This window comes from Pantoea sp. EEL5, assembly GCF_049892805.1.
GTDB classification, from domain to species: domain Bacteria; phylum Pseudomonadota; class Gammaproteobacteria; order Enterobacterales; family Enterobacteriaceae; genus Pantoea; species Pantoea ananatis.
Map to the genome: position 1 here is coordinate 1,676,361 of NZ_JBNDNJ010000001.1, position 24,075 is coordinate 1,700,435.

Sequence of the window (24,075 nt, forward strand, 5' to 3'; positions counted from 1 at the left end):
AATTTGTGAAGAATTATTAATATTTAGCGGGAAGTCTCAATCAGGCGGCTCTTAAAAGTTACAATCTGTTACCTCAGGACGCGAGATGATGACAAATAACCTTTAAAATCAGTTAATTAAATCTATGCAAAATGTAAATTTTCGGAAGAAACTGAGAAGAATAAAGGTGGGAGACAGCGCAATAAGCGCCGCCAACTTCTGGCGGCACCGGGTTTATTGATTAAGAAATTTATTCAGAAACTGCCGGGTACGCGGCTCCTGAGGATCGCTGAAGAGTGCCTTAGCAGGGCCCTGTTCAACAACACGGCCCTGATCCATAAAAATGGCGCGGTCGGCGACGTCGCGGGCAAAGCTCATTTCGTGCGTCACGATAACCATGGTGCGTTTTTCCTGAGCCAGTGCGCGAATGGTGTTCAGTACTTCACCCACCAGTTCCGGATCCAGCGCAGAGGTCGGTTCATCAAACAAAATGACTTCTGGCTGCATCGCCAACGCGCGGGCAATGGCGACACGCTGCTGCTGACCACCGGACAGGCGCCGTGGGTAGCTGTCTTCCTTGCCATTGAGTCCAACTTTTTCAAGCAGGCTGCGCGCGCGGGCAACCGCGTCCGCTTTCGCTTCCCGCTTCACAATCACCGGACCTTCAATAATATTTTCCAGCACCGAACGATGCGGAAATAAATTGAAGTTTTGAAAGACAAAACCCACCTGCTGACGCAACAGCCGCACCCGCTCTTTCTGTCTGTTCATGCCCAGGCTGGCGTCAATGGTGATATCACCCACTTTAATGCGGCCAGCATCCGGGACCTCAAGGAGGTTGATGCTGCGCAACAGCGTGGTTTTACCTGAGCCACTGGGGCCGATTATCGCGACGATTTCGCCCGGGGCGACATCAAGATCGATGCCGTGCAGTACCGTTTGTCCGTTAAACTTTTTCACCAACTGGCGAACTTCAATAGCACTCATTTCGCCTCCTGATCCTGACGATTAACGTGCGCTTCCAGTCGGTTCTGCAATGCTGACAGTACGGTTGCCATCACCCAATAGATCAGCGAAGCCGCCAGATACATGGTGAACACCTCCAACGTGCGTGAGGTAATCAGCTGCGCCTGACGAAACAGTTCCGGAACCTGGATCGTGGCAGCCAGCGAAGTATCTTTTACCAGACTGATAAAGCTGTTACCCAAAGGCGGGAGTGCGGTACGGGCGGCCTGCGGTAAAACAACCCGACGCAGCGTTTGCCACGGCGTCATGCCGATACTGGCCGCCGCTTCCCACTGGCCGCGCTCGATGGCCGCAATCGCGCCGCGCAGCGATTCTGAGGCATAGGCCGCCATGTTAAGCGACAGCCCAATCATCGCCGAGGGAATGGGATCCAGCTCAATGCCAAACTGCGGCAGACCGTAGTAGATCATAAACAGCTGGGCGATAAGCGGCGTGCCACGAAAGATGGACACGTAGATACGCGCCAGCCAGTTCACGGGCCAGAAGCGGGACAGGCGCATCAGCGCCAGCAAAAAGCCCAGTATCAGCCCGAAAAACATACCGCCAATACTGAGCTGCAGCGTGAACAGCGCGCCCTTAAGAAGAAAGGGTGCTGAGTCCAGCACCAGTTGTAAACTTTCCTGCATTATTTAGTAACGTCCGCGCCAAACCATTTTTCTGACAGCTTTTTAAGGGTGCCGTCTTTCTGCATTTCCGCAATGGCCTGATCGATCGCCTTCAGTAAATCTTCGTTGCCCTTACGCAGCGCAACGCCCGCTTCCAGACGCGAGAATGCCGGACCGGCTACCGCCATGGTATCGCCCGTTTTCTTCACCAGATCCAGAGCAGCCAGGCGATCCACCAGAATCGCATCAACGCGACCAGAACGCAGATCCTGATATTTGGTTGGGTCATCATCATAAGTGCGGATATCCACACCTTTTACGTTCGCGCGCAGCCACTGCTCGTAGTTGGTCCCCAGGCCCACACCGACTTTCTTCCCTGCGAGGTCTTCTGGCTTAGTGATGCTGCCCGCGTTTTTCTTCAGCGTCAGCGCCTGCACGCCAGAAATCGTATACGGCGTAGAGAAATCATATTTCTTTTTACGCTCATCGGAGATCGTCACCTGATTGATGACCACATCGATGCGTTTCGAATCCAGCGCCGCTAACATGCCATCCCACTTGGTTGGCTTCAGGACGGCTTTAACCCCCATATGTTTGGCCAGATCCTGAGCAAACTCCACTTCAAAGCCCGTCAGCTTGCCCTTTTCATCCTGAAAACTGAAAGGAGGATAGGTGCCTTCCAGACCGACGCGCAGCTCGCCTTTGCTTTTAACCTGCGCCAGTAAATCGTCTGCCGCAAACGTTTTAACGCTGAAGCCTGCCACCAGCGCAACCGCCATCATTCCCGTCACCACCTGGCGACGAATCTGTGAGAAAGCCATGTTTACCCCGTTTATTATTTGTAAGTGAGCTGTTGAGCGGCGCATCACGGCCTGCCGCTCTGTCATTATGGGCGTTATTTTACCTAAGGCGTTAAAATAACGGCTGAATTATAACCCTTTTTTGCGCTGCGTCTCAGACCGAAGGGTGATAAGCAAATAACGCGGGCGCGCCGCCTGTATGCACAAACAACAGCGGCCCTTCCCGGCGAAAACGATTCTGGTTGATACCATCGATCAGGCCCGCCATGGCTTTACCGGTATAAACAGGATCGAGAAAAATCCCTTCGAGACGCGCCAGCAGTTTGATCGCTTCCATGCCTTCTTCATTCGGCTCGCCGTAGCGCGGAGCAAAATAGTCATCCCATAGCGTGACCGGTGCCTTCGCCTCTAGGGCTAACTGCGTTGCCAGGGCCTGGCGTAGTGCGTCAACCTTAGGCCGTTGCTCAGCGACGTTACGCGATACGGTTACGCCAACCAGCTCAGTTTCTGGCAGCAGCTGTTCCAGCCCAACCGCCAGACCGGCATGCGTTCCGGCACTGCCTGATGCGACCAGGACTGCCGCAAAATCCACCACCCCTTCGCTCTGATGAGCAATCTCCTGGGCACATTCCACATAGCCCAGCGCCCCCAGCGCATTCGAACCGCCCACCGGCAGAATGTAAGGCCGGAAGCCCTGCGCTTCAAGCCGCTCCGCCTGTTCCGCCAATTGCGCGGCAGGTTGGGTCAGCGCATCGACCATCACCACCTCGACATCCATGAGATCCAGCATCAGGCGGTTGCCATTGGTCAGGTAGTTTTCACTGTGCGTTGCTATCGGGTTCTCCAGCAAGGCCACACATTTCAGGCCGAGTTTGGCTGCAACGGCCGCCGTTTGACGCACATGGTTAGACTGAATGGCGCCAGCGGTCAGCAGCACGTCAGCGCCTTCACGAAGGGCATCCGCGGCTAAAAACTCCAGCTTGCGCAGCTTGTTACCGCCCATAGCCAGCGGTGTCACGTCATCACGTTTGATAAAGATGTCACGACCAAGATAGTCAGATAAACGCGGCAGATATTCCAGCGGCGTGGGCGCGCCCAGAAGTTCGATACGAGGAAACTGATGGATAAGATGTAAGGACAATGCGGCCTCCCGTTGGGCACAAGGCAGTGATCTTTACAGTGTTACAGAAGATGCGGAAAGGATCATCCTGAATTCAAATGCGGGGGAAAAGAGAGGGCAGCCTGCTGCAGCGCAACATCCCCATTTTCCCCCGCGAAGTGGGAAAAATGGGGGTGGGAGACATCATGTCAGTGGCAACGCTCTCTGACATTTCACTGTGTCCCTTAACGTTGCTGCCAGCCTAAAAACTGGTCGTACTTTCGCAGCGCAATACGATAATTATTATTGCCAGCATCAGGTAAGTCTTCTTCCAGGCATTGATGCCAGCTATTGCCTGTCAGTTTTTCAGCCGGAAAGTTTCTGGCTTTCAGCATATCGTCAAGCCGACGTAAGCGAACCACGTATTCACGAATCGTGCTCGGGCTCATTTCCGTCTGTTCGAACAGATATTGTTTAAACGCCATAATGTCAAAGTAGTTAGGATGTGTATTACAAAAAATATCGCTGCAAAAACGGCAAAGCGCCGTTAATTCAGGCTGAAGTTTTAGCCAAAGCGGCTCATCAATCATTTGGTCCATGCGTGCGATGGCCTCTTTATTGATGATCTGACCTCGGAAGACCAGCGCCATACGATCTAAAACTTTGCCACAGTGTGAACAATTGGTTTGGCTGTGTTTGTAGTCTTTAAGATAACGACTTAAAGGTCTGGCTTTGGTTTTGGCTCCCACTGTTGAGTCCCCGATTTCTTATTATTTATAGATCGCCAGGAACTGAGCCTTCTAGCGCGCTCCCGTAAGTCGGGCACGCAAGCGTTTTATCGCCTGACTGTGCAGTTGGCTGACTCGGGATTCCCCCACGTCAAGAACCGCGCCAATCTCTTTCAGATTCAGTTCTTCCTGGTAGTACAGTGTCAGCACCATCTTTTCGCGTTCGGGCAAGGCCTCGATCGCTTCAATGACGCGTTCACGCAGACTCCCTTCCATCAACTGATGAAGTGGATTGGCCTCTTCGTGCCCTTCCGTCACCAGTTCCGCACTGTCACCGTGTTCTTCCCGATACTCGTCGTACGAAAAGAGTTGGCTGTTGTTGGTATCCAACAGAATCTGCCGGTACTCTTCTATCGAAACATTCAACTGTTGCGCGACTTCCTGCTCAGAGGCAGCGCGGCCCAGCATCTGTTCAACCTGATGCATGGCTCCCGCAACCTCGCGAGCATTTCGTCTGACGCTACGTGGTGCCCAGTCCCTGCTGCGAAGCTCATCAAGCATGGCTCCACGGATGCGCTGTACTGCATACGTGGTAAAGGCGGTACCCTGGAGTGCGTCATAGCGCTCCACCGCATTCAACAGACCAATGCCCCCGGCTTGAAGCAGATCGTCAAGTTCAACACTGGCTGGCAGGCGGACCTGCAAGCGCAGTGCTTCATGACGTACCAGTGGTACGTAGCGCTGCCAGAGCGAATGTTTGTCCATCACGCCTTCGGCGGTATAGAGATCGTTCACGTTGACTACCCTGCGTTAATGAAGTTATCGGCATGATTATGCAATTCTGTAGGGCTTTTGATTGGCAGAATAGGCGGGATAAACCGAGGTTATTTCAAATTTGTGATGTTTCAGAGCGGAAGTCTCCGCTCTGTACAGGAAGGCTAACGTAATGTCAGCAAACGCTGCCGTGTGGCTACGGGAACGTTTTCCCATAGCGCGCAAACCCGCCCTTCCATCTCCTGATAAAACGGGCTAATGCTTTCACGTGTTTTATCATCCGTGTGAAAACGGACCTGCCCGGAATCACCATCAATACTAATCATTCTGTTGATGAAAAGCCGCTGTAAGTCGCTGCGCAGGAACAGCCCATTATCCACGCTATTGTCTGCGAGAAATCCCTCTTCGTTTTCGCGCGTATCGATATGGCAGGCTTCGACCCAAGGCCATTGATGCTGATCGAGAAGGCTGGTTCCGGTAATGATACAGGCCCCATAGCGCGCCTTAACCGCCGCCATAAACTCTGACTGGCTGGCCTTCTGCAACACTTTGGCTTTCACCCGCCGCCCGACTTCCGTACCAGGCATGACTGCAGCGGGCGTTCTGTGCTCAGGCGTGCTTAGTACCACAATAAACTGGATACGGCGTGACTGTGGAAAGCAAGGATTAGACTGAACGTTGAACAGCTGCCACCAGGCATCCTCTTCGTCCTCGCGCATCAGAACCAGCTTATAGCCCCGGCTGTTGATCAGGTTTTGCGCCTGAGCGGAGTGCGGATCGACCATCGCATAGACGTAGCTCTGCCCAATCACTTTCCACCGGTTGTTCTCTTTATCCTCGTGTCCCCGACGAAAATAGTGAAAAGGCTGCTGCTGTTTCAGATAGTGCTCAAAACGGCGCAGATAATTTTTTCGTTCGTTATCGTTGGCGATGAACAACAGGTCTTCCAGCGGACTGTTACTCTCTTCCTGAGCAAAGACAGCGCGAATTTTTAACGTCCGATAGCTGGTTGAAGGACTCAGCAACGCACGCGCGGTCAGTTCTTTCTCATCAGGGTATTGTTGTGCATAACGTAGGGCGATCTCTTCAAATGAGAGACGTTCGCCCGGTAGCAGGTCATAGTTAAAGCGCATAACCACCCCAGAACATGAAAAGTAATATCAAAATTAGAGCCATTCTGAAGGGAATTATCGGCATAGCGGAGATGAACTGTAACGCTGAGTTCACTTTTTTATTGTTTACGGCCCAGACCAAAATCCGTTCGTTTTGCCCTGCTACATTTGCATTAGTGCAACACAAAACACGCCTGTTTGTTTTATCTCCCTCTCTGTTCAGGGGCGCGCGGCGTTCTTATCCTTTACTTTACCTGCTTTTTTATCGGTTATTCTTGCCATTAATTTCACTTGCACACTCGTATTCTTTCACCATCACTCTGCAGATGCAGATCGGGTATAGAGGAAGTGAATGATGAAAGGCATAGTGCTGGCTGGTGGAACAGGTTCTCGATTACATCCTGTAACCTGCGGCGTCTCCAAACAGTTACTCCCCGTCTACGATAAGCCCATGATCTATTACCCGCTCTCGGTGCTTATGCTCGCAGGGATTAGAGATATCCTGGTCATTACCACTCCAGAAGACCTCGCAGGGTTTCAACGCTTACTCGGTGATGGCTCACATTTTGGCGTCAATCTTCAGTATGCTGTGCAGCCATCGCCAGACGGTCTGGCGCAGGCCTTTATTATTGGTGAGTCGTTTATCGCTGGAGAACGCTGCGCACTCGTGTTAGGCGATAACATTTTCTTTGGTCAAAGCTTCGGTAAAAAGCTAGAAGATGTTGTTACTCGTGAGCTCGGTGCCACCGTATTTGGTTATCAGGTAATGGACCCTGAGCGTTTTGGTGTTGTCGAATTTGACAAACAATTCCGTGCACTTTCTATTGAAGAAAAGCCCACAACGCCAAAATCAAACTATGCGGTGACGGGCCTGTATTTTTACGACAGCAATGTGAGCGCCATGGCCCGACAGGTTCGCCCTTCTGAACGCGGCGAACTGGAAATCACTACGCTAAACCAAATGTACCTCGACGATGGATTATTAAACGTCGAAATACTGGGCCGTGGTTTTGCCTGGCTGGATACCGGCACGCATGAAAGCTTGCTTGAAGCGTCACACTTCATCCACACCATTGAAAAGCGTCAGGGCTTTAAAATTGCCTGTCTTGAGGAAATTGCCTGGCGTAAAGGCTGGACAGATCACAAAGCCCTGTTAAAACGCGCCCAATATCTTGGGAAAACGCAGTATGGCCAGTATTTAAAAATGTTGGTGGAGGAATAGCGTGAAGGTCAAAGCCACTAAAATTGCCGATGTTAAAATCATCCAGCCAGCGGTTTATGGTGACGATCGTGGTTTTTTCCTGGAAACGTTTGAAAAACGTCGCTATCAGGAGTTACTTGAAACCCACCTCGAATTTGTGCAAGACAACTATTCGCGCTCAGGCCGACATGTATTACGCGGCTTACATTTTCAGAAAACAGAGCCCCAGGGCAAGCTGGTGCGCGTCGTGCGGGGCGAAGTATTCGATGTTGCAGTCGACATCCGTCCCGGTTCTCCGACCTTTGGTCAGTGGGAGAGTATTCTGCTTTCTGAAGAAAATAAAACGCAGCTGTGGATTCCCCCCGGACTCGCGCACGGTTTTGTCGTCCTTTCGGACGTCGCTGACTTTGAATACAAATGTACTCAATATTACAACCCTAAGGATGAAGCCTGCCTGATGTGGAATGACCCTGATGTTGCAATTCAATGGCCTGTAGAACAGCCGATATTGTCGGTAAAAGATCAACAAGGACTATCACTGCAGGAGTTGGTGTAATGCGCGTTTTACTTACAGGGGCTTATGGCCAATTAGGGCGTTGCTTGCTGGATCGTTTTCCCGCTGACTGGATCACGCTGGCGTGTGGTTCGGCAGAACTGGATATTACTGACCGCTGTGCGGTTATGCGCGTCGTCAAAAAATTCAAACCTGATGTCATCATGAATGCTGCGGCCTACACGGCCGTCGATAAAGCAGAAACCGATCGTACCCGCGCGCTGAAGGTGAATGCGATTGGTCCTGAAAATCTGGCACAAGCAGCAAAACTGGTCAACGCACGCCTGATTCATATATCGACTGACTATGTTTTTGATGGGTTAAAGAAAACGTCTTATAGCGAAAATGATCCGCCCTGCCCGATTAATTTCTATGGCTTAAGCAAGTGGGAAGGTGAAAAGCGTGTATTTGAGGCATTGCCAGAAGCCATTGTGATTAGAACCTCATGGATGTTCAGCGAGTATGGCAATAACTTCGTCAGTACCATGCTTCGTCTGGCGCAGACGCGTTCCGAGTTACATGTGGTGAACGATCAGTATGGCTGTCCGACCTACGCGGGTGATTTAGCGGAGGCGATGATTCACCTTGCTGGTTCGCCAGAAAATATGGGTATTTATCATTACTGTGGCGATATTGCGGTGAGCTGGTGTGAATTTGCTCAAGCCATCTTTGTTGCGGCAGAAAAAGAGGTTAACGTACGCGGAATAACCAGTTCACAATATCCTTCCGCAGCAACGCGGCCCGCACGGAGTATATTGAACACAGAACATATTACCTCTGCAGGAATAACTGCATCCGACTGGCAGGAGCAACTGATAACCTGTTTAAAACCTCAGTCAACTCCTTTTTCATATGCCAGCATTTTGTAAGGATTAAAGCCAATGAAAGTCGCCACCATTGGCAACTGCCAACTTGAAATTGTCGGCCAGTTGCTAAGTAATTATTCTGATCTTCATCGCGGTGCCATTAAGCAGGTGGTAAATACGCCCATTTATAAGCTTGATGCGCAACGGGATGTTATCAATCTTATGCATGAACTTGAAAGTTGTGATCATATCTATATGCAGTATCACTCAGAACGCTGGGGGATGCTTTCAACTGATAAGCTGGCAGCGTATTTCGACATCCGTATTCTGCCGACGATGGAGTCCCGTGTATCCACCCCTCAACTAGGTTATTTTCCTGCGCCTGTCCCGGAGTTAATGGTCTATGTAGATTATCGCTTCCTGCATCTTTATTTAACAGGCCATCAGCACGGGGATGCAGTTTCTCAATATCATAAAGTGAGTTATGATAATCAGAAGCAGCATAATATGGTCATTGAAGACGCAAAGCGTTATCACAAACTTTTTCAGGAAGAGAAAGTCGCATTTGACTATTCCCACTTTTATCAGGAATCACTGCTTAAAAATAAGCAGTGCTATAGTACCGTTAGTCATCCAAACAATAAGCATCTGAGCGTTTTTTTGAGTGCTATCTTTTATGATCTTTTCAAAGAAAATAAAAACTTTGATCTCAATGGTAACGATTTACTCAATAATTATTATGCCCCTGAGATTGGAAGTGGTGACCAGAGTTATCTGATGATGCGCGACACAGGACTTTCTCTGGCGGGTAAAATCAACTACTCATTTTTCTCTTCCCAAAACGATGAGATATTGAAAAAATCTTTGCTAAAGTCGGCCTATTATCAGGGATTACAGGCTGAATTCCAGAATGTTTAATTACGGCTTATCCTGATTCGATAATGTTTTAGCGTATTTCGCGTGTTGCACACTACAGGCCATTGCATAAGAATATCTGCCCTGAGGCGAATCAAATAATCGCCCTCTGAGTAACAACAGATTCAAAAAATATGGGTAACTACAACACGCCATTGTTAATAATATAAAAGGTGCTTTATTAGCACCTTTTTACCATACAACCCGCGCAGTCTTGTCAGCTGGTTACGTACGTTATGAATGAACCCACAATATAAAAGATTCAAACATTAACAATGCGTGTAAGCATATAGATTAAATCAAAGCCATCCCACTGCAAGGTGAATTGAAGAGCCTGACCTATTTCGACAAGGCGATCTACGCCTGCTGGCCTGTACGCCATGATAAATTCAGCCAGTGCTGCAGATTCCATTCCATAATATGACAGCGTCTGGCAGGTCCCGCTACACAACGGTAAAATCTCGCACAACGTGTTAATTTGATATTCAAGAAAATAGCCGCACGTCCCGCTGTGAGATAAACTTTCTGAAGACAACGCAGGAAGCTCAACACGCATCAACCGATTATGGCTCAACGGGTAGCGTTTTACCCCGTCAACTTGCGCGCTGAGCAGGCAGAATTGCGTCAACTTCTGAACTGCACTCGCCGCTTGCAATGTGTATCGCTCTTGTACTATTCGGTCAAAATGTTTCCAGAATATACGTTGAGCTTGCTCGCGAATCTCTGCATTCTCACCCAGCCAGACGACTAATCCAGGTGAAGAGCAGGCATTTTGATCGCTGTGTAATGTGTCATTGTAAAAATCACTAGCAATGCGTTCTTTATTGACAGCATCAAGATACCCCTGAGCTCCAATAACACAAAACGAGTGTCGATTGGCGAAAGTGATGTCCAGCGCTCTTGGGCCCAAAGGGGACTGACGCAGCATCGCTATCGTATTATCCCCTCCCCAAATTAACCTTGTCTGACAGAGCAGTGAAAGCGCATCATTCACGTCTTTCTGTTTATCGTAGCGCACCAGCACGATATAGGGTGCAATATGGGGATGGTCATTTAGCGCCTGCCTGAGGGCCGTGCAGATCATCGAAATCTGGACAAAATCTTTACCTGGAAGACGAACGACATTGGCGTTTCCCGCCAGTAAGCCCACAAGCAGTGAATAAGCAAAATTCACTGCAACATTCGCCGGCGCGATGTGAAATGCCGCCCCTCTGCCTAACCGGTGCTCAAGGCCGGCATAGCGGGATTGCATTTGACGTAGCGAGGCCGGTCGACACCAGAATGCCAGGCTTGCGACATCACTCCATTGCTTAACGTCCGGTAACTGAAAAAGATATTGAGAGAAGGCGTCAATAAACCCCATAATTTCTGGCGCAAATGGCTTATAGGCCGACACTTTATTAAGCATTGCCAACCGCTGGGCATCGCCAATCAGGAATGTGACCTGTTCGAATTTATCCGCCATAGGTATCACTGCATCCTCTGATCTCAGCATTTTTAAGACGCCCTAATACCTGAAAATATTTCCCCATACGACCACAGGAACAATCATCCTCTCCCAGCAAAATGCCTTCATCTTCCGTAAGCAAAGAGTGTCCCGGGTAGGACTCGGGCAGCGCAGACAGAACCTGAATAATGCCTGCCTGCCCAACAGGACACACTGAAAAATCCTGCGGATCGCGAATAATAACGTCGGAAAAAAGGCTGGCATGAAGATGACCGTATTCACACTGCATATAGATACAGCCTGTTTGCTCAACCATGCCGTAATAGTCACTAACGCGGGTAATGCCGCACACTGAATTTAAGCGCTGCGCAAACGCGGACGCAGAAATGGCCTGGGCCTGTAGCTTTTTCCATCCCCCACCGTGTATAAGTGTGGCCTGAGATAAATCATAACGGCCAGCGCAGGCCTCAAGCGCTTTATAAAAATGCTGCCAGATCATAAACGTGAAGCCAAACAGCAACAACGGCTTACCGGCATGCTTCTGCAGAAAGGTAGCCAGCACATCGTGATTGAGATTCATCTCTTCATCCAGCGCGTAGGCCCTGTCTGCTCCAAACATGGAAAACCCCAGAATGCCGGCCCCTCGAGCAGAGAACATGGCGCGATCTTTCATCACAGCAGGTGAGTCAATTATCAGCATCGGTAAACGGGCGGCGCCAATGAAATCACTGACAATCTTTATCAACACCTTCTGTTGAAGTGCCGCCGTGCTTTTATCGAGATAGATGCGTGATACTTGCTGGCCACTGGTTCCAGAAGAGGTCATCGTTTTAACGATATGGTCCTCTGGCACGCTACTCAGAGTAAGTTGTTTGAAGAGTGAAACGGGTAAAAAAGGCAAAGCATCGGGTTCAGATAATGATGCGAGATCGCACTGCTGCGCGGCCAGGATGCGCTGATAGGCCAGACAATCTCGTTGATGATGGACGCTTAGTTCATGCAGTCGCTTAAAGAGTAACGCCTTTTTCTCCGCTTTGGGTAATGAAAACGGCGCAGGGATAAATCCCTCTTCAAATCCCGGTTTCATCAGCCATGAGCCTCTCGTAATGGGTTTTACCTGAGGATGTTTTTACCAGGGTGTCGACGACATTGATTTTGAAGGCAGAGGTATGAAGTTTTGTCACCTGTGAGGCAAAACGTTTTACTTCATCTGCCAAATCGGGTTGGGTAATGAAAACGGTAAGTTGATCGTCACGTCCCACGCAGGCGCAATCAAGTCCAATAAAATGCGTTTTGAGGAGCTGCTCCATCTCATCTAAGCCAACGCGATTACCAAATATTTTCAGGAACCGTTTTTTTCGCCCCACAATATAAAAGCAACCATCCGCGTGCTGGGTGGCAATATCACCTGTGATTAACAGCCCGTTGAGATCATCACCTCGGTGAAGGTCGTCTCCGTCCGAAGCATATCCCATCATCACATTATCGCCATGGTAATAAAGCTCACCTTGTTCACCCATAGTGGTAATCAGACTCCCATCTTCGCGATGAAGTGTTAATTTCCCTCCCGGGATGGCAAGACCAATTGAGCCACATTTTGACTGTGCAAGCTCAGCAGGCAACCATGCCATACGCGCTGTCGCTTCTGCCGCGCCATACATCACGACAAACTTTTTACTGTGCTGCTGTGCATAATCGGCAAAAAATTGATGCATCGCAGTTGAAAGCTTACCACCTGCCTGAGTCAGCGTGCGTAAGGCAGGAAACGACATACGCGAAAAGCGCAAGCGATGCAGCATTTCAAACGTATAGGGAACCCCTGACAAAGAAGTCACGTTTTCAGACGCCATCTGCTGCCAAAACTCACGCTGCATAAGACCATAGCGCGTCAGTATCAGCGTCGCTCCCACCAGTAAATGACTATTAACAACAGATAAACCAAATACGTAATTGAGCGGCAAATGGACCAGAGGCTTTTCAGTTTCATCCAGTGCCAGGTATTCACTGATACTGGTGGCGTTGCTTTGCAGGTTTTGCTGACTCAGACGAACCAGTTTAGGGCTTCCTGTTGAGCCTGAGGTCGTAACCAACAGGGCGAGTTGAGGATGTAATTGCTGAGGGGCCTTACCTGTCGCAGTGAGCTGATAATCCAGCGTTTGATAATGGCTTTCACCCTGAACTTGACCAGTGGGAGCCCAAAGAAACGCCGGCCGGTAAGTGGTAATCAACTCAGCAAGATGCGTGCTATCCAGGTCCGCATCAAGCAGTAAAGGAACCGCCCCACATCGCAGACAAGCCAGATAGCCAATAAGCGTTGCAGTGGTATTCCGACACAGAATGAATATCAGCAGTCCAGACTTAAGTCTGCCTTCCATTTGCGTCACTTCCGTTAACAGCTCAGCGTAACGCCAGCGTAAACCGCTATCGTCAATCACAGCGAGTTGCCGGGGATCATGTTGTTCAATACGCCAGAAAGACATTGGCTTACCTCAGTTCCGTCTGAATACGGTCAGTGATCTGTGCTGCCGTCAGTCCGGCCTGCTCAAGCATCCAGTTGTAATCCCCTGCATGTGGATAACCCTGCGGTATACCGATAATAAGTTGAGCGGGTTTCGTGCTTTTAGGTGCGAAATATTCAGCAACGGCACTGCCTAAACCGCCAATTTCACTGTGCTCTTCAAGGGTAACAACAAGCTTGTTATTCAATAAATGATCAAGTGTTTCAGTATCCAACGGCTTGATGGTATGCATGTCAATAACGGCCGTATTAATCCCTTTCGCTTGCAGTTCATCTGCAACCTGCAAGGCAACACTCACCATCGTGCCCGTGGCAACCAGCGCTACCTCATCACCCATTTTTAAGGTAATGGCGCGCCCAATCTTCAGGTCAAAATTTTCTTTATAAACAATAGGTGCACGCATATTGCCGGTCAGTCGGAGATAGACAGGGCCCGGATGGTGCAAAGCGGCTTCCGTCATTTTCGCGGTTGCAGTACAGTCAGCAGGTGACAGAATGGTGATATTTGAGACAGCGCGTAGAGCCGCCAGATCTTCTATACCATGATGCGTGGCTCCGAACATACCTGTCGCCAGGCCTGAGGCCAGTCCGACCAGTTTGACATTCTCTTCCATGTAGCCAAGATTCAGTCGCACTTGTTCAGCGGCACGAAAAGTCAGGAAGTTCGCAAATGAGGTGACAAAAGGTACGTATCCACCCGCAGCAAGTCCACCCGCCACACCAACCATATTTTGCTCAGCGATGCCGGCATTAAAGAAACGGTCAGGATAGGTATTTGCAAAACGATCAAGCCCAGACGATTTGCAGAGATCGCCTGATAATGCGACGATTTTAGGATGGTCGGCTGCCAGTTCAAGCAGAGCAAGACCAAAGGTACCGCGGGAACCTAGCATGGCCCATGAACGCACTGAGACGGGTTTAATGTTCAGCATGGTGCCTCCTGTTCAAGTTCGCTTAATGCCTGCTGCATTTGTTGCTCATTTAAACGGTTGCGATGAAAGTCTTTATTATTTTCCATAAATGAAACGCCCTTACCCTTCAGTGTTCGGGCAATAATCACTTTGGGCTTACCTTCATGAGGAGCATTAAAAGCATCAATAAGCGCCTGATAATCATGACCATCACATTCCAGCGTTTGCCAGCCGCAGGCGGACCACAAGGCAGGAAGGTTCATTCGCATAATATCCGCAGTGAATCCATCTGACTGCAGGCCATTTTGATCAACAACGACCGTCAGATTATCCAGCTTTTGCTGTGCAGCCATGAAAGCGCCTTCCCAAATCGCCCCTTCATTGCACTCACCATCCCCCACGACGACGAACGTCTGCCACGGTTGCTGTTGCAAGCGACGACTTAACGCCAAACCTATAGCAAAACTCATTCCCTGCGCCAGGCTGCCGGCTGAAAAATCAATACCAAAGGCTGCATGCCGGGTAGGATGGACCTGTAACACGGAACCATTGATTTCAAAGCTATTCAGCTGCTGTTCAGTAATGATTTTATGATGGTGCAAAGTGGCATAGAGCCCAAGTGCGGCATGGCCTTTACTCAAAATAAAGGTGTCGCGTTGTTTATCTGTGATTCGATCGGGTTGATAGCGCATAACAGTGCTAAACAGCACGGTGAGCACGTCCGTCATAGACAGCGCTGGGGAAATATGTACGCCATCACTTGGTGCCTGATACGCGGCTTTAAGAATAGTAATGCGGGTAGCCGTCGCGGTTTTTTTTAGCTGCTGGATGGACATATTCATTTCAGACCGCCATCAACGCGAAGCGTTTGCCCGGTGATATAGCTGGATAAATCGGAAGCGAGGAACAACGCCGTTTCAGCGATTTCGGCAGGCAACCCTTGCCGGCGTAAATCGGTGCTTTGACGTGCTGCTTCAACGATATGTTCGGGCATGGTTAGCAGCATGTCGGTATCGGTGATACCGGGCGCGATAGCATTCGCGCGAATGCCATGCTCACCCAATTCGGCGGCCACAGATTTTGTCATCGCGATCAATGCCGCTTTAGAGGCGCCATAGGCTGACTTGCCTGGGTTGCCATCTTCCCCGGCCGTAGACGCGATATTCACCAGACTGCCTTTTTTATGGCGCATCATCAGCTTGACCATAAACTGGCTGAACAAATACACCGCAAAGAAGTTAACTTCAAACTGCTGGCGTAACTGTGCTTCAGTTGTCATTTGAAAAAGGCTGTTATGGGTAATACCGGCATTGTTAATCACGGCATCCAGGCAGCATTTATCAGCAATCAGCCGCTTTACAGCTAGCTTCATTGCGACATGGTCTGTCATATCAAAACATAATGGCCATATGTTCACCTGATACTTCTCGGCTAATTGCGCCATGTCAGCCAGAAACTCAGCCGTTTCTGCTCTGGCATGCGCATAAATGTCTGCGCCATTGGCCGCAAAAATTTCAACCATTGCACGTCCCATACCGCGACGGCAGCCGGTAATTAATACCGTTTTATTTTTCATCAACATGCTAGTGCCCTCAACCCATTCCGCCGTCGACACGAATGACCTGTCCTGTTACATAGCTTGCATTATCGGATGCAAGCCATAGCAATGTATTGGCAACTTCGTCAGGCAGTCCGGGACGTTTTAATTCGCAGCGGGCCATCTGACGCGCCATGACCTCTGTCGGTAATGTTGACGTCATTTGCGTGCTGATGACGCCCGGCGCAATGGCATTCACTCTTATACCCTGTGGACCAAGCTCCGCCGAGAGTGTTTTCGTTGCTGCTAACCACGCCGCTTTTGAAGCGGAATACGCCAACTGGCCGACATTTCCATCAAGTGCTGAAATGCTGGAAATATTAACGATGCTGCCTTTTTTATTACGCAGCATCAGACGCGTGATGTATTGGGTAAACACAAGCTGAGAAAACAAATTGATGCTAAATGTTTTATGAAGTTGCTCGTTCGTCATCATGGGAAAAAGCGCATCAAAATTAGCACCGGCAATATTAATTAATATTTCAACAGGCTTTTTGGCTTTCTGAATCTGTTGTGCCGCGGCCTTAACCGACTCATCACTCAGTAAATCAAAATAAACAGGGACAATCTCAACGTCGTTTTCATCCATTAACTGCTTGATGAAAAACATGAAATCAGGATCTTCATGCTGGCAACAGGCAAAAACTGATGCGCCTGACGCGGCGAACGTCGCAAGCGTTGCCTTGCCGATACCTTGCAGACATCCCGTTATGACTGCCCATTTTCCAGCAAGAAGCATAATAACTCCTATAATTCTACGTCGTATTTTTTCAGGATTTCTTTGCCTTCAGACCAGGAAGAGAAGGCAATAATATCTTCGGTATCCAGCATGATATCGAAGGTATCTTCGAGTGCGGCGATCATGCTCATGTGCCCAACGGAATCCCAGGATGGTGTATCCTGATATTTGTAATCCGGCAGGATGGATGCATCGACTTCAAAGGTTTCTACAAAAATAGCATTGTAACGTTCGATATTAGACATAGTATTTCTCTCATTATCTTTTTAGCGTACTTTGTTAATATGGCAAGGCGTAAAGAACAAGGTCATATGCATATTTACGGTGATGCCAACGCAAACAAAAACGATAGTCGTCATGCAAAGCTTTAATGTAGGACGGGATAATAAACAAGTCGTCCAGCCGATGATAAAAGCTAAGTGCAAGTAATGGTTTATGCTTTAAAATCGTGGCCTCGGCACCTTTAAGCGCTTGCTGTTCAGCACCCTCAATATCCATCTTTATAAATGTAACAGGTTCATCATTTACAACACGGTCAATACTCGAGACTGAAATTTTATGATGACTGCCCCCTTCAACAATCCCTGAATTCTGGTCACCACTTTCATTAAAACTCAGTTCGTCATTCTTCGACCACACGCCAGAATGAATACACGAAACATTTGACAGATGATTAGTATTGCTCACCAATTTCTTAAAGTTTTTTGAGTCAGGTTCAAATGCATAAATTTTTCTCGCTGGTGCAAGGTTGAGTTCGCGTAAATTCTTTACAAACGAAAGGACTGTATCGCCATCATAAGCACCGCAGTCAACAAAAATCTCATCGTTCCCAAGTGTCACGAGTTCATCATTAAAGTAAGCATTATCGCTATGATAAGGGAGCAGATGACCAACCTGACCGCAAATTCTTTGATTAAGGTAAGCTGTAAATGTTTTCCGTGAAAAATCATCACCGAACGAGTCGTATAAAGCCTGAAGGCTGTCACGATTATCAAAACAAAAATCGTAATCAATCATGCCTGCACTGAACATTTCGATTGAAGAAGGATCACAAATTATCAATTCTTCAGCATTTTTTTGTAGCTTTTCTATCAAAAAATCAGTACAGGTCTGAAAACCAATTATATAATTAAATCGCTGGGGTAGGTCAACCAGCTCTTCAATAGCGCGGACTTCAATGTGTTCATGTTTTTCGTTAGGCATATACTCAAGCGTTAGCGCTGAGCAATATAAACTCACACCCTGCTTATCTAAAAATTTCTTAAAAACATTGGCGACATACCCATTACCGCAAAGCACAACAGGAAGGCCATTTTTGCGGAACCGCGCGATAGCAGATAAAAAATAGTGTTCTCGTTCTGTAATTTCTGACAAAAAATTCATTCTTACCTCAGAGTCTGTAGCGCAGTTCACAGTGATTTAAAAACCCGCTTTTCATCATTATTGCGCATCACCCGAGCTGGATTCCCCAACGCAATACCTTCTTCACGGATATCGTTAAAGACGACGGCACCCATACCGATAATAGCGTCATTGCCTACAGTAATTTTCTGCTGTAAGACCGCACTCATGCCAATAAATACGCGATCGCCGATCACGACATTGCCACCAGTCGTAACAAACGTAGATATCACAACGTGATCGCCCACCTGAGCGTCGTGCCCCACGCTGGCGTTAGGTTGCATATAAACGTTACTGCCAAGCGTCACATCACAGGAAAGATAAACGCCTTTTGCGAGCACACAACCAGGCCCAACGCGGGTACATTCGGTAACGGTAACATCGGGATGAATAAGCGTGGCAAGTGCCAGGTGATGAGAGGCAGTTTTATCAGCGAGTTGCGCACGGAGTGACGGCTCGCCCACCGCAATAACCACTTCAATGTGCTGCGTCAGCGCCTGGTCAAAACTAACAACCGGGATACCTTTAACATCACGATTGGGCGAAATATCATCAATGAAAATCAGACCATCCCAACGATGAGCCTGTTTTTCAATCTGCTGAGCAAGAAGTAAGACTTCTCTTCCCAGTCCACCCGCACCATAGATCGCTAATTTCACTGTCTGCTTTACCTAACTCAAACTGAATAGCACTAATTTACCAGACCAGATTCAAGTTTCTGGCTGGGAATACCGTACGTTTTCTGTCGTTAATTAAGACATTGAATAATTCAGGAGGCAGTGAAAAGCAGGTACTCAATGCATGGCTTTGCTGACAAGGCTGGGGAAAGAGTGCTGTGATGCTGAACAGAATGATCGTGCTGCTCAGAAAATGGTGTTGTGCTGTCGCATCTGGCATGTGAGAAAGAGGGTCAACGTTCTGTCTGTCCCCTTTAAAAATAGTCTGGACGTAGGTATCTAATCTCCAGCCGGCCCTGTTGCTCAGTTGGGGTAAAGGAGACAAACATGCCAGATACGCGCACCTCTGGCATGTTTATTTATTAACATCCATAACTGCTGCTGAATCAGGCCACCGTTTTCATCTGGCTAACAGACAGGATGATCTCAATAATTTTGTTTTGATCGTCGACACTGAGGCTCGGATGTATCGGCAAACAAAGCACCTGATGAGACAGGCGCGTTGCCTCAGGCAGATTGCCAGGATGTGATGAAGCATAACTTTTATACATTGGAAATTCTGAAATGAGTGGGTAGAAATAGCGACGAACATAAATATCTTGTTGCTTAAATAATTGATACAGCGCATCGCGGCTCATTGGAAAATACTGCTCGTCGATAAACACGGCACAGTATGAGTAGTTCCATGTTAATCCTTGCGGAAGATGACTGAACGACAGCCCTTCCACCGAACCCAATGCCGCGACATATTTTTCGTAAACATCAGCCCGACGAGCAAATGCATTATCAAGATGCTTGAGCTGTAACAACCCAAATGCGGCCTGAACTTCATTCATTTTGCCGTTTATACCCGGAGCCACTACCGTAGTTTCGTCAGCGAAACCGAAATTTTTAAGAAAATCGATGCGGCGTTTAACACTTGCATTAGGGCAAACGATCGCCCCACCTTCAAATGTGTTAAATACTTTAGTGGCATGGAAACTAAGGATAGATAAATCACCATGATTCAGAACGCTTACTCCATCCTGCTTAACGCCAAAACAGTGAGCAGCATCGTAGATCACCTTCAAGCCATAATTGTCCGCGATACGCTGAATACCCTCTACATCGCAAGGAATGCCATAGCAGTGAACGGGAAGAATCGCACTGGTATTAGGTGTAATGGCGGCCTCAATTTTTGCCGGGTCCATGTTGCAGGTGACAGGATCAATATCGACAAAAATGGGCTTAATGCCGTTCCACAAAAGCGAGTGTGATGTCGCAACAAACGAATAGGGTGTCGTAATCACTTCCCCCGTCACACGTAACGCCTGTAAGGCGGTGACCAGCGCAAGTGTACCGTTAGCAAACAGGCAAATATGTTCAACACCCAGATACTCGGCGAGCGCTTTTTCTAACTCCTGATGGTAAGGCCCCCCATTCGTTAGCTGTTTGCTCTGCCAAATTTGTTCCAGATAGGGTAAAAACTCTTCAAGCGGCGGCAAAAGCGGGCTTGTTACGAGTACATTTTTCGATTGGCCATTATTTTGCATACTGTAAGCACCCGCTGTTAATTTTGCTTCATATAAAGAACCCGCCTCGCTGACTTACCGCTGTGGCACAGGTTCTTGTTATCCGTTATTTTTTGCTCAACCCTAATGCTTTAAACCAGCACGCTTTAGCGTCCTCGCTGTCGATAAGCGCAGAAAGTGAGGCCTGTAACTGGCTTGCAGTCTGTATGGTTTCGTCTGGCGCCTCACATCGCAAATGAATCGCCTTTTTCCAGGCATCTGCATTGTTTTTAACTTTCCAGCCCGGTAGTGCACACGCTAAAGAAGGCACATCACTGCTTACAGCTGGAATTGAGCACGCGGCTAACTGCATCAGGCAAAAATTATCTTTAAAACGGTTTTCATCAATGCTACTTCGCGGTACGACAGCGAAATCAATTGAAAGCGATGCCAGTTGCTTAACCAGACGACGCTCATCAAAATAACGATGTGTTTCAGCAATATAGGGCAACCACGCCTTGGGCGAGTCGCCCAGTATTATCCAGTCAAGTTGGTCTGAATAACTTACAATCGCAGCATCAAGCAGCTGGCAATCTTTTTCTTCCAGATAATGGGTGATACAAAGCACACGCGGTTTTGCGCTATGTTGCTGGTTTTCTCTATCATGACATTGCTCTGAAAGAATATTAGGCAGAATAACGGCCATTTTATGCCGCTTTTTGAGCCAATTGACATAAGCGCTACTTGACGTCAGCCAGGTGCTGATGAGTTCATTTTCAAATAGAATTTTGAGATTAAATCTGTTGATGTCATCACTGAGGGCATAGCTTATCTGGCAGGCGCTATGCTGTTTGAACTGTTTTACGCACTGGCAAAGATCGTTATTCACTTCTCCCGCGATCAGCAGCACATCGGGCTTTAATCTGTACAACTCAGGTGCCGTTGGAACACGTTCAAGCAGTAATAAATGAAGTACGCACGCTGACGCAAGCATTTCCAGCGTTAAAATCAGACGTTGCACAGTAGCATCTTGTTGCCCACCGACAATCAAGACCACATTAGGTACGCCGTGGTGATGCAACGGATTCCAGCTGGCACTCAACGTTGTATCTGGCTGAAAGAGCCGTTGACTCAAGCTGTACCCAAGGCTGTAAACGGGATCTTGGGCAATAACCGCCAACCAGCGTTGGTAAAAAAGAGTGAGTTCTGATGAAGGTTGAGGCAAACACTCGGACGGATAGCCTGTGATGACATGATCTTTTGCTACCACACTGTAAGGCGTACAGATCGATAGATGCCCGGTTTCGCGAATGCGCAGCCCTAAGTCAAGACTGGCTAACAAGGGCTGAGTAAACTGTGTGTCAAATCCGCCAGTTTGTTGCCACAGGCTGTTGCGGATCAGTAAACAATCTTTACTCAGTGCCGAATAATCGCAATCGCTGAGCAGCCGGGAAAGGTTACCTGCACGGCCCCAGTTCTCACCATATCCCATCGGAAAAGCAAGGCCATTTATCCCTAAAAGATAACCCGCACAGACTATCTGATTATCAAAATTGATCAGTTGTGGCGCCACGCAACCGACTTCTGGACGAAGAGCGTGGTTTACCAGTGCCGTAAACCAGGTACTGCTGACGAAGGCGGTATTGGCATTGAGCAAGAGCAGGTATTCACTCGTTGCATGCTGACTCGCCCTGTTAATCGCCATCATGTCTGACCTTTCATGGCTTTCAACAATGTGGATTACGGCCGTATTGTTTTTTACCAGCCAGTCGAGCCAGGCTCGAATCTCGTCAGACGTGTGCGGTTGAACGACAACGCGCATCTCAAATGCCTGGGTTGGCATTTGCTGATAAAGTGTAGTGAAGCAGCGCTGGAGAGCGGGCAAATTATCTCCCGCTACCAAAATCACTGACAGTGAGAGCGTGATGTTCCTACCATATTGTATCTGCCACGGTTTGCCTGGCTGAGCAGTAGCACTTCCCTGATCAAATCCTCTCTGCAAAAGGTAACGCTGAAGCAGTTGCTGTTGCTCTTGAGACGCAGTAGCAGTGCAGACCTCTTTCGGTATCAGCGCTATGACATCCGATAAATGTCCGATAGCGCCAATATCAAACCGAATGAGTAGCTTTAAAATCGCATCAAGTTCAAAACAACGCTGATAGTCGGTGTCCAGACCGCCAATGGCCATAAGGGCTTCACGATGAAAGAAGCCGCGTTGCAAATAGAGATGTGGGGCGCTTAAAAAAAGATCCAGATTGAAAGCAGGTTTAAAGTGCGGGCTCAGCACACCATTGACTTCTTTAATCGCTTCGTCGGCATAGACCAGGGCCAGATGATGGATATCCTGTAATGCATCAATAGCCAGTCTTATACCCTGAGCACTGTAATCACATCCCGCGGGAATGAACTGAACCCAGTCAAATGCGTTTTGCTCTGCCAGGCTGTTAACGACGGACAGTAAACGTTCAGGAGGGCAATAATTTAAGGGCGAGTTCGGTTTAGTATTAGCTGAATCAGAGGAAACTATCACTATCTGACTGCCAATAGCGTGTTCAAATTGAGGCAGCAAAGTATTAAGTGTTTGCTGTATGTCACCGCCCTCATGCTGCTGTATAACAATCAGTAAGCGGGGGATGTTCTCAGGTGTTGCCGGCCATAATGTTTGCGGCACGCTGCGATGCTGTAACCAGTGGGTCAAACTGTGTTGCTGTTTTTCTGCATCCTTTTGCGCGGCCTGCTGTTGCGTCAATGCGACGAAACGCTCAAACTGACGCTGCCCCGTCTCCCGGCGCGCCAATATATTTTCCCGCATTTTGCCGAGGGTTTGACGCGCACGGGCAATCCCTTCCGCTGAGTTTTCTAGCGTGATACCAGCACCATCATTATCACGTATCGTGATCGTATTGATAGCAAGGTGCTCATAGCCTGCAGCCCTCAGTGCTACAACAGGGCTTCCGCACAAAATCGCCAGCGCACAGGTTCCAGACGACTCATAAGAGTAGAGAACGTTGGTCCGTTTTAGTAACTGTGCAAGTTCCGACAGGGTGAGCGGATTTTCCATTGACAAAATCTGTATGTCTGCTGGAAGCTGGCTGAAATCAACAGCCGATTTCGGGATGCGATTCAAATAAAGAACGTGCAAATCTTTATGCGGATTATCGTCACGGAACACATCAAGATCGTAAGCTTCAAGACACAGAATTTCAGGATTAACGGCTTTCTCTGCAAATTCACTGCGATACCAGAAAAAAAGATCGTCTGGGCCGGCTTCCAGCCTGTTTTTCATGATGATCCCTTCCCTGTTCAGCATATAACGAACACTAACTGGGGCAGATAACGGATTTCCGGAGGTAACTTCTGGATAAACGGCTATCCAGGGTTGGCCACTATTCTGAATATCATTCCATTGTTTTTCGTCCAGGCGCGGCGTATTCCATTCAGGATTAACTTCACAGTTCACCATCCAGGCTTTACCGCCTTGCTCATTTATCATATGACAGAGTCGATGCATGACCTGAATACCCAGTGAAGATTCACGATAATCAGGGGACAATAACAAGTAAGGGTAGGTAAATTTATCCATTCTGGTTTCAACCTGTACGGCGCGGTAACACTGTTAACGATATTGAAGGCACCTAAAGCACAATGACGCTTGCTGACTCTGTCATTGGCGATAACGCGGTGCCTGTTTATTCGG

At 48.4% G+C, this 24,075-nt stretch carries 23 protein-coding genes; 4 read left to right on the forward strand and 19 right to left on the reverse strand.

Annotated features, from left to right (window positions below):
• Positions 1-213 precede the first annotated feature (213 nt).
• The 7 genes from tcyN to ACPXSQ_RS08010 all read right to left on the reverse strand — a co-directional run bounded on the left by tcyN (position 214) and on the right by ACPXSQ_RS08010 (position 6,144).
• Positions 214-966, reverse strand: a complete 753-nt coding sequence (gene tcyN / locus ACPXSQ_RS07980; protein ID WP_013026135.1) for an L-cystine ABC transporter ATP-binding protein TcyN — start codon at positions 964-966, stop codon at positions 214-216.
• Entirely contained in the window at positions 963-1,631 is a 669-nt protein-coding gene (tcyL, locus tag ACPXSQ_RS07985; protein WP_013026136.1) for a cystine ABC transporter permease, read from the reverse strand. Before tcyL ends, tcyN begins: the two co-directional genes overlap by 4 nt.
• Positions 1,631-2,431 carry a cystine ABC transporter substrate-binding protein gene (gene tcyJ / locus ACPXSQ_RS07990; protein WP_014605583.1) on the reverse strand — a complete coding sequence of 267 codons (801 nt, stop codon included), beginning with the start codon at positions 2,429-2,431 and terminating at the stop codon, positions 1,631-1,633. The genes tcyL and tcyJ overlap by 1 nt, the downstream gene beginning before the upstream one ends.
• Before the next feature lie 133 nt (positions 2,432-2,564).
• A complete protein-coding gene (locus ACPXSQ_RS07995) occupies positions 2,565-3,551 on the reverse strand; it encodes a D-cysteine desulfhydrase (protein ID WP_013026138.1) in 987 nt (328 codons plus the stop codon).
• 203 nt (positions 3,552-3,754) lie between these two features.
• Entirely contained in the window at positions 3,755-4,258 is a 504-nt protein-coding gene (gene fliZ, locus ACPXSQ_RS08000) for a flagella biosynthesis regulatory protein FliZ (RefSeq protein WP_013026139.1), read from the reverse strand.
• 51 nt (positions 4,259-4,309) lie between these two features.
• Positions 4,310-5,032: an RNA polymerase sigma factor FliA gene (locus ACPXSQ_RS08005; protein ID WP_006118887.1), complete on the reverse strand. Its 723-nt coding sequence runs from the start codon at positions 5,030-5,032 to the stop codon at positions 4,310-4,312.
• Between the two features lie 143 nt (positions 5,033-5,175).
• Positions 5,176-6,144 carry an HNH endonuclease signature motif containing protein gene (locus ACPXSQ_RS08010; protein ID WP_014593927.1) on the reverse strand — a complete coding sequence of 323 codons (969 nt, stop codon included), beginning with the start codon at positions 6,142-6,144 and terminating at the stop codon, positions 5,176-5,178.
• Between the two features lie 334 nt (positions 6,145-6,478).
• Here ACPXSQ_RS08010 and rfbA point away from each other — a divergent pair, with 334 nt between their 5' ends.
• From rfbA to ACPXSQ_RS08030, 4 genes are read left to right on the forward strand one after another with little or no spacing between them, the layout of a single operon-like run.
• A complete protein-coding gene (rfbA, locus tag ACPXSQ_RS08015) occupies positions 6,479-7,345 on the forward strand; it encodes a glucose-1-phosphate thymidylyltransferase RfbA (RefSeq protein ID WP_022623282.1) in 867 nt (288 codons plus the stop codon).
• 1 nt (position 7,346) lies between these two features.
• On the forward strand, positions 7,347-7,880 hold the full coding sequence (rfbC, locus tag ACPXSQ_RS08020) for a dTDP-4-dehydrorhamnose 3,5-epimerase (RefSeq protein ID WP_014593928.1): 534 nt from the start codon (positions 7,347-7,349) through the stop codon (positions 7,878-7,880).
• Positions 7,880-8,746: a dTDP-4-dehydrorhamnose reductase gene (rfbD, locus tag ACPXSQ_RS08025; RefSeq protein WP_022623283.1), complete on the forward strand. Its 867-nt coding sequence runs from the start codon at positions 7,880-7,882 to the stop codon at positions 8,744-8,746. The genes rfbC and rfbD overlap by 1 nt, the downstream gene beginning before the upstream one ends.
• A gap of 12 nt (positions 8,747-8,758) precedes the next feature.
• Positions 8,759-9,601 (forward strand): WcbI family polysaccharide biosynthesis putative acetyltransferase, encoded by an 843-nt coding sequence (locus tag ACPXSQ_RS08030; RefSeq protein WP_426143356.1) that lies wholly within the window; start codon positions 8,759-8,761, stop codon positions 9,599-9,601.
• 259 nt (positions 9,602-9,860) lie between these two features.
• On the opposite strand, the gene ACPXSQ_RS08035 is transcribed toward ACPXSQ_RS08030, so the two are convergent.
• The 12 genes from ACPXSQ_RS08035 to ACPXSQ_RS08090 all read right to left on the reverse strand — a co-directional run bounded on the left by ACPXSQ_RS08035 (position 9,861) and on the right by ACPXSQ_RS08090 (position 23,961).
• Positions 9,861-11,063, reverse strand: coding sequence for an acyl-CoA reductase (locus ACPXSQ_RS08035; RefSeq protein ID WP_426143358.1), 1,203 nt, complete (start codon positions 11,061-11,063; stop codon positions 9,861-9,863).
• Complete coding sequence (locus ACPXSQ_RS08040) at positions 11,053-12,132, reverse strand: acyl-protein synthetase (protein ID WP_013026147.1); 1,080 nt, start codon at positions 12,130-12,132, stop codon at positions 11,053-11,055. Before ACPXSQ_RS08040 ends, ACPXSQ_RS08035 begins: the two co-directional genes overlap by 11 nt.
• Complete coding sequence (locus ACPXSQ_RS08045) at positions 12,116-13,525, reverse strand: AMP-binding protein (protein ID WP_013026148.1); 1,410 nt, start codon at positions 13,523-13,525, stop codon at positions 12,116-12,118. The genes ACPXSQ_RS08040 and ACPXSQ_RS08045 overlap by 17 nt, the downstream gene beginning before the upstream one ends.
• A gap of 4 nt (positions 13,526-13,529) precedes the next feature.
• On the reverse strand, positions 13,530-14,495 hold the full coding sequence (locus tag ACPXSQ_RS08050; RefSeq protein WP_014593931.1) for a transketolase family protein: 966 nt from the start codon (positions 14,493-14,495) through the stop codon (positions 13,530-13,532).
• Positions 14,489-15,316 carry a transketolase gene (locus ACPXSQ_RS08055; protein WP_014593932.1) on the reverse strand — a complete coding sequence of 276 codons (828 nt, stop codon included), beginning with the start codon at positions 15,314-15,316 and terminating at the stop codon, positions 14,489-14,491. Before ACPXSQ_RS08055 ends, ACPXSQ_RS08050 begins: the two co-directional genes overlap by 7 nt.
• Positions 15,313-16,056 carry an SDR family NAD(P)-dependent oxidoreductase gene (locus tag ACPXSQ_RS08060; protein WP_014593933.1) on the reverse strand — a complete coding sequence of 248 codons (744 nt, stop codon included), beginning with the start codon at positions 16,054-16,056 and terminating at the stop codon, positions 15,313-15,315. The genes ACPXSQ_RS08055 and ACPXSQ_RS08060 overlap by 4 nt, the downstream gene beginning before the upstream one ends.
• A 10-nt stretch (positions 16,057-16,066) precedes the next feature.
• Complete coding sequence (locus tag ACPXSQ_RS08065; RefSeq protein WP_019105012.1) at positions 16,067-16,810, reverse strand: SDR family NAD(P)-dependent oxidoreductase; 744 nt, start codon at positions 16,808-16,810, stop codon at positions 16,067-16,069.
• An 8-nt stretch (positions 16,811-16,818) separates the two neighbouring features.
• Positions 16,819-17,055 carry a hypothetical protein gene (locus ACPXSQ_RS08070; protein ID WP_013026151.1) on the reverse strand — a complete coding sequence of 79 codons (237 nt, stop codon included), beginning with the start codon at positions 17,053-17,055 and terminating at the stop codon, positions 16,819-16,821.
• Between the two features lie 34 nt (positions 17,056-17,089).
• Positions 17,090-18,193 carry an FkbM family methyltransferase gene (locus ACPXSQ_RS08075; protein WP_014593935.1) on the reverse strand — a complete coding sequence of 368 codons (1,104 nt, stop codon included), beginning with the start codon at positions 18,191-18,193 and terminating at the stop codon, positions 17,090-17,092.
• 26 nt (positions 18,194-18,219) lie between these two features.
• Positions 18,220-18,870 (reverse strand): acetyltransferase, encoded by a 651-nt coding sequence (locus tag ACPXSQ_RS08080; protein ID WP_019105013.1) that lies wholly within the window; start codon positions 18,868-18,870, stop codon positions 18,220-18,222.
• A 404-nt stretch (positions 18,871-19,274) separates the two neighbouring features.
• Positions 19,275-20,420 (reverse strand): DegT/DnrJ/EryC1/StrS family aminotransferase, encoded by a 1,146-nt coding sequence (locus ACPXSQ_RS08085; RefSeq protein WP_013026154.1) that lies wholly within the window; start codon positions 20,418-20,420, stop codon positions 19,275-19,277.
• 85 nt (positions 20,421-20,505) lie between these two features.
• A complete protein-coding gene (locus ACPXSQ_RS08090; RefSeq protein ID WP_282844733.1) occupies positions 20,506-23,961 on the reverse strand; it encodes a glycosyltransferase family 2 protein in 3,456 nt (1,151 codons plus the stop codon).
• Positions 23,962-24,075 lie beyond the last annotated feature (114 nt).

Coding starts and splice junctions, on each gene's coding strand:
- tcyN (WP_013026135.1), bottom strand. CDS start 966: ATGAGTGCTATTGAAGTTCGCCAGTTGGTGAAAAAGTTTAACGGACAA.
- tcyL (WP_013026136.1), bottom strand. CDS start 1,631: ATGCAGGAAAGTTTACAACTGGTGCTGGACTCAGCACCCTTTCTTCTT.
- tcyJ (WP_014605583.1), bottom strand. CDS start 2,431: ATGGCTTTCTCACAGATTCGTCGCCAGGTGGTGACGGGAATGATGGCG.
- ACPXSQ_RS08010 (WP_014593927.1), bottom strand. CDS start 6,144: ATGCGCTTTAACTATGACCTGCTACCGGGCGAACGTCTCTCATTTGAA.
- rfbA (WP_022623282.1), top strand. CDS start 6,479: ATGAAAGGCATAGTGCTGGCTGGTGGAACAGGTTCTCGATTACATCCT.
- rfbD (WP_022623283.1), top strand. CDS start 7,880: ATGCGCGTTTTACTTACAGGGGCTTATGGCCAATTAGGGCGTTGCTTG.
- ACPXSQ_RS08030 (WP_426143356.1), top strand. CDS start 8,759: ATGAAAGTCGCCACCATTGGCAACTGCCAACTTGAAATTGTCGGCCAG.
- ACPXSQ_RS08035 (WP_426143358.1), bottom strand. CDS start 11,063: ATGGCGGATAAATTCGAACAGGTCACATTCCTGATTGGCGATGCCCAG.
- ACPXSQ_RS08040 (WP_013026147.1), bottom strand. CDS start 12,132: ATGAAACCGGGATTTGAAGAGGGATTTATCCCTGCGCCGTTTTCATTA.
- ACPXSQ_RS08045 (WP_013026148.1), bottom strand. CDS start 13,525: ATGTCTTTCTGGCGTATTGAACAACATGATCCCCGGCAACTCGCTGTG.
- ACPXSQ_RS08050 (WP_014593931.1), bottom strand. CDS start 14,495: ATGCTGAACATTAAACCCGTCTCAGTGCGTTCATGGGCCATGCTAGGT.
- ACPXSQ_RS08055 (WP_014593932.1), bottom strand. CDS start 15,316: ATGAATATGTCCATCCAGCAGCTAAAAAAAACCGCGACGGCTACCCGC.
- ACPXSQ_RS08060 (WP_014593933.1), bottom strand. CDS start 16,056: ATGTTGATGAAAAATAAAACGGTATTAATTACCGGCTGCCGTCGCGGT.
- ACPXSQ_RS08065 (WP_019105012.1), bottom strand. CDS start 16,810: ATGCTTCTTGCTGGAAAATGGGCAGTCATAACGGGATGTCTGCAAGGT.
- ACPXSQ_RS08070 (WP_013026151.1), bottom strand. CDS start 17,055: ATGTCTAATATCGAACGTTACAATGCTATTTTTGTAGAAACCTTTGAA.
- ACPXSQ_RS08075 (WP_014593935.1), bottom strand. CDS start 18,193: ATGAATTTTTTGTCAGAAATTACAGAACGAGAACACTATTTTTTATCT.
- ACPXSQ_RS08085 (WP_013026154.1), bottom strand. CDS start 20,420: ATGCAAAATAATGGCCAATCGAAAAATGTACTCGTAACAAGCCCGCTT.
- ACPXSQ_RS08090 (WP_282844733.1), bottom strand. CDS start 23,961: ATGGATAAATTTACCTACCCTTACTTGTTATTGTCCCCTGATTATCGT.